Genomic DNA, 15,115 nt, shown 5'->3' on the forward strand with positions numbered 1-15,115 from the left:
TCGCCAACTCTATTCCCTCGCTGGCGCTGGCGGGCTAGTGTGACGATTTTCGACAGATTCGGACCCTGTTTGATCGCAATTCCCCGGTTGGCCGCGATAGCTCCGCTATCGGGGCGGCGCAGCCGTAAGAGACATTGGTTCCTGGTAAGCAGTTCGAGGCCATTTCGCCATTTCAAACGGCGCGGCGACCACCGCTGTCAGGTCCGACCACGGCTCGCTGCCTCTTACCGACTTCGTCGGCCCCGATAGCGGAGCTATCCGGGCCAACCCGAATTCGTTCGGCCAAATAGCGCAACTTCAAAACTTGCGCTTCGGGCTACGAAGAGAAGAATTGTAGGTCAGGCCTTGGCCTGACGACGCCAGGCAATCACGCCCCAGCAAATCAGCAACAGCCCACTGACGATCGAAATCGCCGCTCCCCAGTAGAACGCCGTCGGCATATATCGCAGCGTCACGCGGTGCATGCCGGCCGGCAGCGCGACTGCCTGAAAGATCACGTTCGCTCGTTCGGTTGGCGTGGTGATCTTCGAGCCATCTATCGATTCTATTTCGACCAGCCAGGCGGGATCGTAATATTCCTGCACAAGGACGTACGACGGCTTTGACAAAGCGACATTCAGTCGGATTTCATCATTACTCATCCGCTGGTAATCGACTTGATCGACGATCTCTGCTCGCGGCGGTCCGCAGAAGTGGGCGGGGGAATGCTCGTTGTGAACAATCGCTTGCTGGTCCGCGCGATGAATCACCATCTGCGCCGCTTCGCGCCATGATTCTCTTGAACGCAGATCATTGATCGGATAGCGGCGATAGCTATCGGCGATCCAGGCCCTCGGCGTGACTCTGGTGGCTAAAAATTGGTGCGTGTCAGCGGAGATCAAGCCGGCCGCGGAGAGCCTGTTGGCGGTCTCTCTGGCGCCCAACTCCTTGGTCATTTCGTTCAACAAGATCCAATAGTCGGCCGGAGCAAGACTGTTCGAGGGTGCGATCGATCCCACTTTTTCGAGCAAGTGGTACCGAGGGAACAATGTTATGCGATCCCAAACAAGTCCTTCTCGCTGCCGATCTGGAGATGTTTTTGCGGCGAAATCTTGGGGGTAATCATTCGCCGACAACGTGCGATACCACCGCGACGACGCATACTCTAAATCGCCGTAGTGAGTAAACCGCCACATCAGCGTCGGCGCCGATTGCACCGTCCACCCCAAGCCCGCATAGAGATCGAGCACGACAATCATGACGAACAACGGGCCGACCAGCGACTGCCGACGCCGCGAAACCAACAAGACGCTCAACACGCCCATCGCGGCGCCAACTGCCTGCAGCATGCCTAGCTGCATGTCAGTAATCGCCGCTTGCTTGTCCAACGGACCGAGCAGCAGATTGGCCGGCGTGTCTGGAAGCGCGGCGATGAGCGAACTTTTCCAAACTGTGACGCTAACGACGGCCAATCCCGAAATTGCCACCATGAAAAGCATCAAACGTGTAAGCCAGCGAAACTTGCGTTCTCTCTCGGCGTCGAAGCCAAATCCAACCAGCCAACTTCCGGCGAGCGACGCTAACAACCACAGCTTGGCCGGGTAGCGGAACGACGCGTAGCCGGGGATCAGCACGTTGAATAACCAATAGAGCCCGCCAAAGGGCTCGCCCACGCTCAGGTTTTTCTGCCGCCAGAGCCCGGTGTCATGGCCGATTTCGATGAGTAGCCAGCCCAGCCCGTACCAGCCGAGCGAACCGATGACGCCGATGGCCGAGAGCGCAATCAACAGTTTTCCGATCGAATGACGACGATAACTCCACGCGCCGATCAGGGCCAACGCCAAGGATGCGCCGCCGATATAAAGTGATGGCGCCCAGACGCGACCTTCGGCCGGGATCGCGTCAGCCCAACGATGATTCTCGGGGTACATGCGGCCGCTGAAATTAGGCCAGACAAGTTCGGGCCAGCGCCAAGGGCCGAAGCTGAACTGATACGATTCACGCTCGTGCGTCCCCTGGGCGACGTTTCCCAGCAGGACTTCCGCCGATGCGTCATCGCGCGTGAGCGTTTGACGTGCGTAATCGTAAACCGTGCGCGGCTGATCAACGAGCGCTCGTCGACTGCGGGCCGACCACTGCAGCGTCGGCAAGATTTGCACGGACGAGACCGCTGCCGCCAATGTGATCGCGGCGGCGAGTCCTTTACCGCGCTGTAGGAAAGAGAGGGGAGTGCGGAGTAGTCGAGCATGCACGCAGACAAAAAAAACGCCGGCGATCAGCGCCAGATGAAAAGCTGCCTGGGGATCGCCCCCCAGGATCATCATCGCCAGGCTCAACGCCAACAGCGGCGGGGCGGTCGGCTTATGTTCTTCCCGCGCGATGCGAATACCACAGTACAGCGCCAACGGCGCCCAAGCCGCGCCCACCAAAAAGATCACATTGGCGTGGGTCGCAACGACGTATCCGCCAAAGCTATAGGTGATCGCGGCCAAAACGGCGCCAGATCGAGAAACTCCCGATCGCCGCGTGCAGTTGTAAGTTGTCAGATAAGCGAGCGCAAAGTGTAGGATGACATACCACCGCAGCGCCGATGCGAACGAAAGCGGAAACGCAAACAGCAACTTGCCGGGATAGAACACGCTGGCCGACGGTTCGGCCAACAGCGGCATGCCGACGCCGTCGTACGGATTCCAAAGGGGAAGCTGACCTTCGCCCCAGACCGATTGGATGTAGGCAAACAGGGGATAGTAGAAATGAGCGGCGTCGCGAAAGAGAAAGCTTTCGTCGCCGATGACCGCCGGGCCAAAAAACAGCATCAGCAAGGCCGCCAGCGGCAACAGCGGCAACAGGGCAAGACGGAAGCGGCGAGCGCGACTGGACATGCCGCTAGTTTAGCATGCAGAGTTAGACGACAAGTAGTCGGGCGTACTCTTCCCGCAATTGATTGCGCAGCAGATCCACGCGTGCGGAAATGACCACGCTTCCGGTCGTCGATTTTGACTGCGCTCCGCCTTGAAAGTCGGAGGTGCGAACTCCTGGCGTTGCGAACGGTCGATCGACGTCAATCCAACCGGCGAAATTTCGCTCGGCGGCGACAGACGACTCGAATCGTTGCTCTCCAGCGATACGGGGTTTCATGCGGTAGCGCGTCTCCAGTGGGACGAAATAACTTCTTCGACAAATTGATCGCCAAACAGGTTTTGCTTCACCTGGCTGATCAGGTTTTCGACCGCTTCACGTGCCGTCTCTTCGGTTGCTTTGGCGTTGCCGATGATCTGTTGCAACGTGCGGCGATTCTCTTTCGCTCCGCCGCCGCTGGTGACGGCAAGCTGAAATTCGTAGGGACCGCAGCGAACCCGATCCCCGTCGGCAAGCTTGCCGTCGGTGAACGGTTCTCCATTGACGGTTAACTCGGGCCCTTCGCCAAACCAACGCAGCGTCAATTGTGAGCCGCGATGGTAGATGTAGGCGTACGAGTCGGGAAATTGCGGGTCTCCCAGCACCAAGTCGCAATCGTTGCCGGAGCCGATCAAAAACAGAGGCGGGGTGATAGGGCGACTCGGCTTCTCAGCGCGGCCTCGACGAATCAATAGCTCCGCCTGGAGGCGCGCAGGGCGACGATGGGCGCCTTGCAACGCGTGGGCGGCGTGAAGTTCGTATTTCGCAGTCATAATGCGTCCGATCATCTCAACGTGTTAGCCAATCGGAATCGCCAAGCGGGGTGACGGTCGACTGGCTATCTAACAACTTGATCGGACAAGGAGTAGGCCGCAAATTACCGAGAATTCGCGCAGACGCGAATCTTCCCAACGGGCGCAATCTTCCACGACCGGTTGGTGAATTTAAAGAGACTTTGCGGGGGCAAGTTGCTAGCAGAAAGTGCTAGTTTTGTGAAACGCGGATTTGCGCTCGCGCTTGATCGACCATGCGATCGCGGATCGCCAGCAGTTCGTCAGTCGACGTCGGCTGTTTCATCGCGTCTTGAAGTTGCTGCTCGGCGTCCACTTTCGAGACTTCTACGGCGGGGACTGCTTTGCCGGTCAGGACGTTGACCTCGTTGTTGGCGACTTGGACAAATCCGCCGTCTACATAGTAACGGGTTGTCGTGCCGCCGCTGACGATGCGCATTTCGCCGTAGCCCAGACGACCAATCATCGGGCTATGCGAAGGCGCAATGCCGATTTCGCCGTCGAAAAGCGGTAACGCGACGAAGTCGGCGGTCGTTTCGAGCGCCGTCTGTTCGGGCGTGACGACGATGCATTTGAGCTGCGCCATCGGTTACTTCTTTCCCTTCTTGGCCATTTCTTTGGCCTGCTCTTCGGCTTGTTCGATCGGGCCGACGTACATGAAGGCGGCTTCCGGCAGGTGATCCCATTTGCCGTCGCAGATTTCTTCAAAGCTGCGGATCGTGTCGGCCAGCGGAGTGATTTCGCCCGCTTTACCGGTGAAGACTTCGGCCACGAGGAACGGTTGCGACAAGAAGCGTTCGATCCGACGAGCGCGATGGACGATCAATTTGTCCGATTCGCTCAATTCGTCGACGCCGAGAATCGCGATAATATCTTGCAGTTCGCGATAACGTTGAAGCGTGGTCTGCACGCGGCGAGCAATCGCATAGTGGCGAGCCCCCACGTACTGCGGATCGAGAATCCGGCTGGAAGAAGCCAATGGATCGACCGCCGGGTAAATCCCCTTTTCCGAAATCGAACGTTCGAGGTAAATGAACGCGTCGAGCTGACCGAACGCCGTGGCCGGCGCCGGATCGGTCGGATCGTCCGCCGGCACGTAAACGGCTTGCACCGACGTGATGGCGCCCGATTTGGTCGACGCGATACGTTCCTGCAAACCGCCCATTTCGGTCGCCAAGGTCGGTTGGTAACCGACCGCCGAAGGCATCCGACCCAAGAGAGCCGACACTTCCGAGCCCGCTTGTGAGAAGCGGAAAATGTTGTCGATAAAGAGCAGCGTGTCGGCGCCGGTCGCGTCCCGGAAATATTCGGCCATCGTCAAAGCTGACAACGCGACGCGAAGGCGAGCGCCCGGCGGTTCGTTCATCTGGCCGAACACCATGCAGGTTTGTTCGATCACCTTGCGGCCGGTTTGACCGATTTCAGTATCCTGCATTTCAAGCCACAGGTCGGTCCCTTCGCGGGTTCGTTCACCCACGCCGGCGAATACCGAGTAACCGCCGTGAGCCGACGCAATACGAGCGATCAGCTCGGTCAAAATAACAGTTTTACCGAGACCAGCACCACCGAAGAGACCTGCTTTACCACCGCGAACGAACGGCGTGAGCAGGTCGATCACCTTGATGCCGGTTTCAAACACTTCGGTGTTGGTCGACAGTTCCGATACCGGCGGAGCGCTGCGGTGAATCGGCAAGATGTCGTCCGCTTCGATCGGTCCGCGACCATCGATCGTTTCGCCCAGCACGTTGAAGACGCGCCCGAGAGTCGCTTTGCCGACCGGAACCGAGACTGGTTTGCCCAGATCGACGCAAGCTTGTCCACGCATCATGCCTTCGGTGCTGCCGAGCGCGACGCAACGAACGCGACCGCCGCCGAGGTGCTGTTGCACTTCGCCAGTCAGGTTCAGGTTGACCCCTTTGTGTTCGCTGGAGATCTTTACGGCGTTGTAAATCGCCGGCAGGCTCGATTCGGGGAATTCAGCGTCGAACGTAGAGCCGATCACCTGGGTAACGCGGCCGACATTTTGACCCGGTTCGATTGCAGTCGCCATATCGCTGTCTTTTGCTTTTGAATTACGGTTGTGGTTCTCACGACGTCACGCACGCGACAACGCAGTTGCTGGAAAGCAGCTTAGTTGTTGAGCGCTTCGACGCCGCCGATGATTTCCATGATCTCGTTGGTAATCCGTCCCTGGCGGGCGCGGTTGTATTCCCGTGACAGTTGCTTGATCAAGTCCGACGCGTTTTCGGTAGCCGACTTCATCGCCACCATGCGCGCGATTTGTTCGCTGACCGCGGCGTCGAGGAAGCACTTGAACAACTTCACTTTGAAACTGGTCGGAACGACCTCTTCCAAAATGCTTTGGGCTGACGGGAAAAATTCGTACATCGACTCCGCCGAAGCTTCTTCTTCGCCGGCTCCCTCGAGCGATCCCAGCGGCAGCAAAGTCTCGATCACCGGGACCTGTTTGCTGCTGGAGACGAACTTCGTATAGGAGACGTCCAAGCGATCCAGCTTACCGGCGACGTACTGCGTCAAGTATCGGTTGGCGATCACTTCGACTTCGTCGTAGCGCGGCTTGTCTTCAAAGTGGGTGAAGGTCTCATCTGCTTCCAGCTTGCGCTGCGAGCGGAAGAGGCCGATCCCCTTCTTGCCGGCGATCTCCAGGCTCAGCTTGCCATATTCTTTTTTCAAGTCGACGACATGCGGGAAGGTCGCTCGGCAAAGGCCGCCGTTGTAACCGCCGCACAGACCGCGGTTGGAGGTCAGCACCAACAGCGTCGCGTTCTCTTTGGAGTCATGCTCTTCAAGCAACGGATGGGTGAAGTCCAAGCTGGATGCGGTCAGGTCTTTCACGATCTGCGTGATGCGATCGGTATAGGCGGTCGCCGCCGCAGCACGATCCATCGCCTGCTTGTATCGCGCAGTCGCGATCAGTTCCATCGTCCGCGTAATCTTGCGAATGTTGCGGACCGACTTGCGGCGTTTATCGAGTGCTCGTGGGTTAGCCATATCGCATTTTTTTCGTCAGCAGGCTGCGGCGGGAAAAGACCCCAAACGGAGAGGAATCGCGGCTTAAAACTCTTCCTGCTTGGTCGGCACGAAGGTCGATTGGAAGCTGGCGATCGCACTTTCCATCCCCTCACCGATCTCGGAGGTCAGGTCTTTCGCTTCCGAAAGCTTGTCCCAGAGATCGCTATGTTTGGCGTGGATAAAGTCCAGGTATTCGCGCTCCCAGCGGAGGACGTCGACACGCGGGATTTCGTCCAAGTGACCCCGGGTGCCGGCATAAATGCTGAAGACCTGGTCGATCACGTTCATCGGCTGGTATTGACCCTGCTTCAGTAGTTCGACCATGCGGTAACCGCGATCGAGACGTGCCTGAGTCGCCGGATCCAATTCGGTGCCGAGTTGCGCGAACGCTTCCAATTCGCGGAACGACGCCAGGTCGAGACGCAAACCGCCGGCGACCTTTTTCATCGCTTTGATCTGAGCGTTACCACCGACGCGCGACACCGAAATACCGGCGTTCATGGCCGGACGTTGGCCGGCGAAGAACAAGTCAGGCTGCAGATAAATCTGGCCGTCGGTGATCGAAATCACGTTGGTCGGAATGTAGGCCGAAACTTCGCCTTCGAGCGTTTCGATGATCGGCAGCGAAGTGAGCGAACCGGCGCCCAACGCATCGCTCAGTTTCGACGAGCGTTCTAACAAGCGGCTGTGGCAGTAAAACACGTCGCCGGGGTAGGCTTCGCGACCCGGCGGACGACGCATCAGCAGCGACAGTTCGCGATAGGCGACCGCTTGCTTCGACAAGTCGTCATAAACGATCAACGCGTGTTCGCCGTTGAACATGAAGTACTCGGCCATCGCGGTGCCGGAGTAGGGCGCCACATATTGCAGCGGAGCCGGGGCGCTGGCGCCGGCGACGATGACGGTGGTGTAATCCATCGCGCCATGTTGACGCAAGATTTCGACCACCGCGGCGACCGACGAGTCTTTCTGACCGATCGCGACGTAGAAGCACTTTACGCCGGTCTCTTTTTGGTTCAGGATCGCGTCGAGAGCGATCGCCGTTTTGCCGGTCTTGCGGTCGCCGATGATCAGTTCGCGTTGTCCGCGGCCGATCGGGGTCATCGCATCGATTGCTTTGATGCCGGTCTGCATCGGCTCGGTCACCGGCTTACGTTCCGACACGCCGGGCGCGAGATATTCCACCGGACGCGAGTGAGGCGTTTGGATCGGTCCCATGCCGTCAAGCGGATTGCCGAGCGGATCGACCACACGACCCAAGACCGCTTCGCCGACCGGCACCGACAGCAGTTTGCCGAGCGCCTTGACCTCGTCTCCCTCTTTAATCGAGAGGAAGTCGCCGAGGATGATCACGCCGACGCTGTTTTCTTCGAGGTTAAACGCCAGACCGTTGACGCCGCCGGGGAATTCGACCATTTCACCGGCCATGATTCCGGAGAGGCCGTAGACGCGTGCGATGCCGTCGCCGACTTCCAGCACGGTGCCGACTTCGCGCACATCGATTTGCGACTCGTACTGTTGGATCTCTTGCTGGATGATCGAGGCGATCTCGTCCGCATTAAATTTCATGGAACTACCGTTGTTCTTCGAAGGCGTCTATGTTTCGGAGGTCGTAAACCGCTCTAGAGCGTCTTTCGCTTGTTGCGCCGCAGCGCTGAGCGTTTGACGACGAATATTTTCCAATTGATGAGCTACGCTGCCGTCGATCACCGTATCGCCGACGCGAACGATCAGCCCGCCGATCAGCGCCGGATTGACGGAGGTTAATACCTCGACATCTTTGCCCAGCGTTTCTCGCAAGCGAGCGCTCACCGACGCGAACGATTGTTCGCTTAAGGGTTGAGCCGACGTGACTTTCACATCGACGCGTCCCCGCTTTTCGCCCACCAACAGATGAAAGGCGCGCTGAATCTCACGAAGGCAGTAGAGCCGATTGTGGCCCGACAGCACCTTCAAAAAGGTCAGCAGCGTCGGATTCATCCGCCCGGCGAAGGCCTTGTCCAAAATTTGCAGTCGCTCCTCATGAGCGATGCGCGGCGAAACGACCGCATTCGCAAGTTGCGGATGCGTGTCGAGCACGTCACGCACCAGCGAAGCGAGCTCTTCGACGACGACATCCAACGAACCGGCGGCGTCCGCGGCGCCATACAGCGCCTTGGCGTAAATCGTGCCGACTCGTTCGCTGGCGAGATCGAATCGTGGATGATGGCTTGTCTCGGACATCGAGCGTGCGATTTCCCGGTTAGTTCTGGCTCGGAAGTTGAGCGAGCGTGTCGTTAATCAAGTGCTGGTGATCTTCCGGCGTCAGTTGCTGCCGGGTGATCTTGCTGGCCAGGTCGATCGCCAAGTTGACGCTTTGCTTCGTCAAATCGCTGATCGCAGCGGTCTTGGCCGCTTCGATCTCTTGCTGGGCCCGTTTGCGTTCGGCATTGCCGGCCGCTTGTGCGTCGGCCAAGATCTGGAGCCGCTTTTCCTCCGCTTCTTTCATGATCTGCTCACGCGACTTCTGGATTTCCTGCTGAGCGTCGGCCAACTTTTGGTTGTACTCGGTCAGCTTCGCTTCCGCCGCAGCGAACATCTTTTGAGCTTCGGCGAGCTTACCATCCATGGCCGCTTCGCGACTATCCAGCGCCGCGACGATCGGCTTCCAAGCCACGATTGTCAGCAATGCGGCCAACCCGATGAAAATGAAGAAATTGAACGTCGCCAGATCGAGCGTCAATTCTTCGGGATTGGCCATGCCGGGAGCGGCGTCATTGTGCGACAGATCGTTGGGGTTGTGGTCCCCAGCAATCTCGCCGTGATGCTCCGCCGCCTCATGGGCGTCATGCACCGCCTTTTCTCCAGCCGCTTCCATCTCCTTGATCCCCTCATTGATCGAACCTTCGACCGCTTCAATGGGACCCTTGACGGGAGCGGGCTCTTTTTCCTCTTGCGCGGCGCAATACGTCGCGCTGACGATCGCCATCGCGGCGACGAGCAACAGTTTGGAAATGGGGGAGCGCATGGTTTGTAAACCTATGGTTTAGGCCCAATCGTGAAGGCAATCGGTGGTAAGCCTCGACCGAAAGGAGGAGCTTAGCCCCAGCAAATGAACAGCGCGAAGAAGGTGAAACCTTCGATGAGCGCGGCGGCGATAATCATCGCGGTTTGAATGTTACCGGCGACTTCCGGCTGACGGGCCATGCTTTCCAGCGCGCTGCTGGCCAACTTGCCGATGCCGTAAGCGGCGCCGATCACGGTCAGACCAACGCCGAAGTACTTCGTCAGGTCAATCAGCGGACGCACGGCTTCAGTTTCCTGGGCCATGGCCGGAGCGGCGCAAATCAGGATAGCGGCGAAGCTGTACAAGCAAAGCTTTGCAATTTTGGACACGGACTCGTTCTCCTCAACCAAGGGTAAACAACGGTGTATTCGCAGACGTTCGACTTAGTGATGGTGCGTCGAAGCGCCAATGAACAACGAAGACAAAAATGTAAATATGTACGCCTGCAGGAAAGCGACGAACAGTTCTAGGCAACTAAACAGAATCGCCGCGAAGACGATGATCGGACCGGCGATGACCAACGACCATCCCGACATCTCGACACCCATCGCGACAATACCAAGCAGCACGACGTGACCGGCGACCATGTTCGCCAACAGACGAACGCCAAGCACGCCATGTTTAATAAACAAGCCGAGAACTTCGATGACGAAGAGCATGGTCTTGACCGGAATCCCGATCAACAGCGGCAGATCCATGTGCGGAACCAAGTTCAGCCACACGCCGACCGGACCAAACTTCAACGCGCCGGCGCCCATGCCGATCAGCAAGGTCGCTAACGCGAGCGATAAGGTCACGCTGAACGACGCGGTCGGCGCTCCCAGCCAAGGAATCATCCCCAGCAAGTTGCAGCCCAGCACAAAGAAGAACATGGTCAACAGGATCGGCACGAACTTGTCGGCGCCGTGCCCAATGCCGGGACGGATCACCTGTTCGCGCAGATAGCAGACAAACGCGTCCAGCAAATGAACGATGCGTCCTTTGGGGACGACGCTTTTCTTGAGACGCGACGCGTACCAGGTAAAGACCAGCAGCATCACGATCGCAACAAACATCTCCAGCACCATAAACCGTGAGATGCAGAAGCCTGAATCTTTTTGGTAGAGGTTGCGAAGTTGCCCGAACGGCTGCGGAATAATGATTTTGCCAGAGAGAGCTTCGTTGTAGCCCTCAATCTTTTTCGGCGACCAGGGCTTGGCCGTCTCGCGATATTCGGCGACGGTGACCAGCTGTTGCGCTTCGGGCCAACTGTCGGCCCAAGGATTCGCCGGTTTGTCTTCTTTGGTTTTTTCTTCGGCGAGTTCTTTTAAGTAGCGGCGAACCGGCTTTCCGTGGTTGCCTGGCTCGTGTTGCCAATGCTCCCAGTTGTGGATGAAGTCGGATTCGCTGGGAACTCCTTTGCTCAGTTCCGTGAGCTTCGCATGAACAAGGTTCGCTTCCCACAACTGGTAGGCTGGATCCAAACGAATCCAGACATCCGGAAAGTCCTGCAGCGACTCGCGATGAGAGGGCGCAAGCCACGAAGGGACTTCGAAGTAGTAGCTGTCCTTGATGTGCAGGATCGGGTCGGATGCCATCGGTTTAGGAAGCCTTCGAGACGTTCGCTGCGGGTTGAAGAAGACGAGCGGCCAAGATTGTTTCGACCAGGAGCGTAAGCAGATAGTAGACCATAATCATCCCGAATACGCCGGCTTGTGCAAGCGGTCCATCGGCTTGTTTTAAAAATGCGCCGATTACCAACGGCAAGCCGGTTCGCAGGCCGATTCCTGCCAGTGCGGCGTGCAATCCAAACGGCGTTTGTTTGTACATCACAATCAAGGTCAACGCGCCAAGCGAACTTCCCCAGCAAAGCAGTGCGGCGATCAGTGCGGCCTGAACGCCGATCACGCCATGTTGCGTCTGCGCAACCCAAGCGATGAGCGGAGTCGGCAAAGCGACGGCGATCGTCAGCGCGAGGGCGGGACGCCACAACTGCGAAAGCAGGTGCGTCATCGGCGGCGCATTGTCTGAGGGTTCCGAGTTCACGACGGTGACAATGAAGTTCTGCGAAAGGAAGAAGTTGCCCGCGCGGCGTTATCCGCGGCTACTCGTCCGATTTGTCACGTTGCTTTTGGTCCGCTTTGGCGTATTGAAGCAAGTGATAAATGGCGAGCGTGATTCCTAATGCAAACCCGAGAACGACCAGGCCGCGGATGCCGAACTTTTCGTCCAGCCAGTGGCCAATCAGTCCCGGAGCGATCATCTCAATACAAACCGCAAAGATACGGCCAACCCACTCATAGGCGACCGCCATCGGCGGCCGATCGTTAGGAGGTTGGTTGCTCAAGCTGTTTCCTTGTCGCAGTGATAGCGTCAATGAAAAAGTGAGGCATCTTGCAGAATTGCGAATCAATGTAAGGGAAGGGGAGAGGGCGGTCAATGAGCGGGGACCGAGATCGTGCAAAAATTCACGAAGTTTTTGGGCCGCCGTAATTGATTACCATGAAAAGAGTTGCATTTCAGCCGACTCCCCCAGAAATCACCGCTGGAGAGTTCGGGAAAGAAACGCCGTCAATTGTGAAGGATCCCCTTTATTGGCCATCTGGGGGAGTTTTTGATTGCGTTGGAGCCGCAATTCCAGTAGACTAGTGCACGGAGATGACTATTGTTACTACCTCTGTTTGGGCGTAGGGAGTTACCTCGGAAAGACTGGATTGCGAAGGCCTACCCAGGCGATTGAGCAATCTGAGAAACGAGCTCCCATCAACGGATCTGACCCTCCCCAAACCCAGTGGTCCTGCCTGCAAGTCGCGTTAGCGAGTCTCTCTACAGATTTACGGCGACGCTACGGAACGAGCGAAGCTACGGAAGAACAGAGAAGTTGCTCCTCAGAGGTTTGGTTGCACGCTTGTTGACCTAAACAAGTGCGGCGGCTGTTGCACCCCTTTTCGTGAATTTGAACCGGCGCCGAACTTTGTCCAATCAAACGGAATTGGGGCAAAGCGGTTCAATAGATTTCTTTCACGGACGAAAACAACCGGGACGAACCAACCGTGCCAAAGCGACAGAATAGCGGAAGAAGTGCGCCGCTCGCTTGGTCTGGCCGACGTGTGGAGGACTAGTCTGTTGATTACCGCAGCGTCTTTGAAAGAGTATACCGCCAAAGATCTTGCTCAAATGGCGAAAAGCCGTGGAGTAAGCGGCTGGCATTCAATGCGTAAAGACGAGCTTGTCAAAGCGATCTTGAAGTTGAATCGAACTCCGGTGAGCCGCAAGGCAGCCGCAACAAAAGCGACCAACACTGCTCAAAAGTCGACGAAAAGCGACGCCGCTCCGGCCAAACGAAGCCGAACCGCTGCGCCGCCCAAATCGGCGTCCGCCAAAAACGGCGCCGCGCGTGTAGAGAAGTCGAATCCGAAAGTGGTTCGCAACATTCAGAACGCGCATGAACGTCGTGAGCAGCTGAAAGATATTTCGCACGTCGACGGCGATGGAGCGAAAGATCGTATCGCGTTGATGGTTCGTGATTCCTATTGGCTGCACGCCTATTGGGAAATCTCGCGGAAGTCAATTCAGCGAGCCAAGGCCGCTTTGGCCGAACATTGGCACACCGCACGACCTGTGCTTCGGCTGATGGAAGTCGACGGGGGTGCCGCCGAGCGAGTCGTTCGTCAGATCGAAGTCCATGGCGGAGTCCGCAATTGGTACATCGACGTCAACGAACCGCCGAAGAGTTTCCGCGCGGTCATCGGTTATGTTTCCGCATCCGGCAAGTTTCATGCTTTGTCACGCAGCAACATGGTGACCACTCCAGAGCCGGGAGCGTGTGACGATGTTGACGCCAACTGGAGCGACGTCGCCGAAAACGTCGATCGCATTTACGCGCTCAGCGGCGGCAACGACGACGAGAACGTCAGCCGCGAGCTGAAAGAAATGTTGGAAGAACGTTTCAGCCGCCCGATCGGCGAACCGCTGGGAGCCCAACTTGGCAAAGTCGCCGAGCGCCTCCATCGCCAACGTCCCGAGTTTGAACTCGATGTCGATGTCGAGATGATCGTTTACGGTCGTACTCGCACCGGCGCCTACGTCACCCTCTCAGGCGACCCGGTCAAGGTTCATGAGGACGGCGCATTTTTGGTGAAGATGAACCTGCCTGACAAACGGCAGATCTTCCCGATCGTCGCGCGTAGCCATGATGGACTAGAGCAGCGGACCGTCGCGCTGGCGATCGAGCGAAATACGAAGATCATGGATCCCGTTTCGCACGATTCAAGCGACTAAACGCTAGTTTCGCGAAGAAACGCACGCTATGCGTGAACCAGCGAGTGGACTCATTGCAACCGGTGAGCTTCAATGAGAAGTTCACCGGTTTTTTTTCGCCTGCCAGGAACCTTCTGATGTCGAGTCGCCGCCAATTTCTTTTGCAGTCCGCAGTCATGTCCGCTGGAGTCATGGGGCTGTCAACCTGCGTCACGAAGGCCGATCCGCCGATGCCCAGCACGAGCGCTAAACCGGCCGAGAATGCTAAACCGGCCGAGCCGACTCCGAACGGCTTTAAAAAAGCGGTTAAGATCGGCATGGTCGGCGTTCCAGGTTCGCTGGAAGACAAGTTCCGCATCTTGAAGGAACTGGGCTATGACGGCGTCGAACTGAATGCGCCTGACGGGCCCCCCGTCGATGTCGTCAAAGCGGCGATTGATGCGACGGGGCTGCCGGTTCACGGCGTCGTCGATTCGAAGCACTGGAATTTGACCTTGTCCGATCCCGATCCGGAAGTTCGCGCCCAGGGTTTGGCGGCATTGATGTCCGCGTTGCAAGCGTCGAAAGATTACGGCGGCTCCAGCGTCTTGTTGGTTCCCGGCGTGGTCAAAGGAGACGTCACTTACGAACAATGTTGGCAGCGCTCGATCGCCGAGATTCGCAAAGCGCTGCCGTTGGCCGAAAAGTTGCAGATTCAAATCTTGATGGAAAACGTCTGGAACAACTTCCTGACCGATCCGAAAGAGACCGCCCGATTTATTGACGAACTCGATTCGGAATTGGTCGGCGCCTACTTTGACGTCGGCAATACGGTACGCTATTCGCCGCCGCACGAGTGGATTCCGATTCTCGGCAAACGAATCAAAAAGCTCGACATCAAGGACTTCGCCCAAAAGCCAGGTCCCGGCTTCGGCGCTCCGCTGTTGGAAGGTGACGTTGATTGGCCAAAGGTGATGGACGAGCTAGAGAAGATTGGCTACGTCGGTTGGGGCACGGCCGAAATTAAAGGAGGCGATCGCGAGCGACTCACGGTGATCGCAGATCAGATGAACAAGATTTTCGCCAGCTAGTAGAGCGAATCGCAGATCACGAAGAAAATCAAACAGGGACGCCGTCTGGCGTCCCTGTT

The 15,115-nt window shown here is 57.5% G+C and carries 15 protein-coding genes; 2 read left to right on the forward strand and 13 right to left on the reverse strand.

Annotation, left to right across the window (positions count from 1 at the left end; translation table 11 throughout):
* Positions 1-338: 338 nt before the first annotated feature.
* From M4951_RS07375 to M4951_RS07435, 13 genes are all read right to left on the reverse strand, one after another.
* Positions 339-2,861: a YfhO family protein gene (locus tag M4951_RS07375; RefSeq protein ID WP_262025840.1), complete on the reverse strand. Its 2,523-nt coding sequence runs from the start codon at positions 2,859-2,861 to the stop codon at positions 339-341.
* 22 nt (positions 2,862-2,883) lie between these two features.
* Positions 2,884-3,117, reverse strand: a complete 234-nt coding sequence (locus tag M4951_RS07380) for a hypothetical protein (protein WP_262025841.1) — start codon at positions 3,115-3,117, stop codon at positions 2,884-2,886.
* On the reverse strand, positions 3,114-3,650 hold the full coding sequence (locus tag M4951_RS07385) for an FHA domain-containing protein (protein WP_262025842.1): 537 nt from the start codon (positions 3,648-3,650) through the stop codon (positions 3,114-3,116). The genes M4951_RS07380 and M4951_RS07385 overlap by 4 nt, the downstream gene beginning before the upstream one ends.
* A 211-nt stretch (positions 3,651-3,861) precedes the next feature.
* Positions 3,862-4,254 (reverse strand): ATP synthase F1 subunit epsilon, encoded by a 393-nt coding sequence (gene atpC, locus M4951_RS07390; protein WP_262025843.1) that lies wholly within the window; start codon positions 4,252-4,254, stop codon positions 3,862-3,864.
* 3 nt (positions 4,255-4,257) lie between these two features.
* Entirely contained in the window at positions 4,258-5,718 is a 1,461-nt protein-coding gene (gene atpD / locus M4951_RS07395) for a F0F1 ATP synthase subunit beta (protein ID WP_262025844.1), read from the reverse strand.
* An 80-nt stretch (positions 5,719-5,798) separates the two neighbouring features.
* Entirely contained in the window at positions 5,799-6,680 is an 882-nt protein-coding gene (gene atpG, locus M4951_RS07400) for an ATP synthase F1 subunit gamma (RefSeq protein WP_262025845.1), read from the reverse strand.
* Between the two features lie 63 nt (positions 6,681-6,743).
* Positions 6,744-8,270: a F0F1 ATP synthase subunit alpha gene (gene atpA, locus M4951_RS07405; RefSeq protein WP_262025846.1), complete on the reverse strand. Its 1,527-nt coding sequence runs from the start codon at positions 8,268-8,270 to the stop codon at positions 6,744-6,746.
* Between the two features lie 27 nt (positions 8,271-8,297).
* The gene (atpH, locus tag M4951_RS07410) at positions 8,298-8,924 is read right to left on the reverse strand and encodes an ATP synthase F1 subunit delta (protein ID WP_262025847.1); all 627 of its coding nucleotides are present in this window, start codon (positions 8,922-8,924) and stop codon (positions 8,298-8,300) included.
* Between the two features lie 19 nt (positions 8,925-8,943).
* Positions 8,944-9,708, reverse strand: a complete 765-nt coding sequence (locus M4951_RS07415; protein ID WP_262025848.1) for an ATP synthase F0 subunit B — start codon at positions 9,706-9,708, stop codon at positions 8,944-8,946.
* A 71-nt stretch (positions 9,709-9,779) separates the two neighbouring features.
* The gene (gene atpE / locus M4951_RS07420) at positions 9,780-10,076 is read right to left on the reverse strand and encodes an ATP synthase F0 subunit C (RefSeq protein WP_410050422.1); all 297 of its coding nucleotides are present in this window, start codon (positions 10,074-10,076) and stop codon (positions 9,780-9,782) included.
* Between the two features lie 54 nt (positions 10,077-10,130).
* Entirely contained in the window at positions 10,131-11,324 is a 1,194-nt protein-coding gene (gene atpB / locus M4951_RS07425) for a F0F1 ATP synthase subunit A (protein WP_262025849.1), read from the reverse strand.
* Positions 11,325-11,328: 4 nt separating this feature from the next.
* Positions 11,329-11,739, reverse strand: a complete 411-nt coding sequence (locus M4951_RS07430) for a hypothetical protein (RefSeq protein WP_262025850.1) — start codon at positions 11,737-11,739, stop codon at positions 11,329-11,331.
* A 91-nt stretch (positions 11,740-11,830) separates the two neighbouring features.
* Complete coding sequence (locus tag M4951_RS07435) at positions 11,831-12,073, reverse strand: AtpZ/AtpI family protein (RefSeq protein WP_262025851.1); 243 nt, start codon at positions 12,071-12,073, stop codon at positions 11,831-11,833.
* Between the two features lie 761 nt (positions 12,074-12,834).
* Between M4951_RS07435 and M4951_RS07440 the strand changes: the two genes are divergently transcribed.
* Both M4951_RS07440 and M4951_RS07445 read left to right on the forward strand, forming a co-directional pair.
* Positions 12,835-14,007 (forward strand): DUF4912 domain-containing protein, encoded by a 1,173-nt coding sequence (locus tag M4951_RS07440; RefSeq protein WP_262026903.1) that lies wholly within the window; start codon positions 12,835-12,837, stop codon positions 14,005-14,007.
* Positions 14,008-14,123: 116 nt separating this feature from the next.
* Positions 14,124-15,056, forward strand: a complete 933-nt coding sequence (locus M4951_RS07445) for a sugar phosphate isomerase/epimerase family protein (RefSeq protein WP_262025852.1) — start codon at positions 14,124-14,126, stop codon at positions 15,054-15,056.
* Positions 15,057-15,115 lie beyond the last annotated feature (59 nt).

The organism is Blastopirellula sp. J2-11, assembly GCF_024584705.1.
Classification (GTDB): domain Bacteria; phylum Planctomycetota; class Planctomycetia; order Pirellulales; family Pirellulaceae; genus Blastopirellula.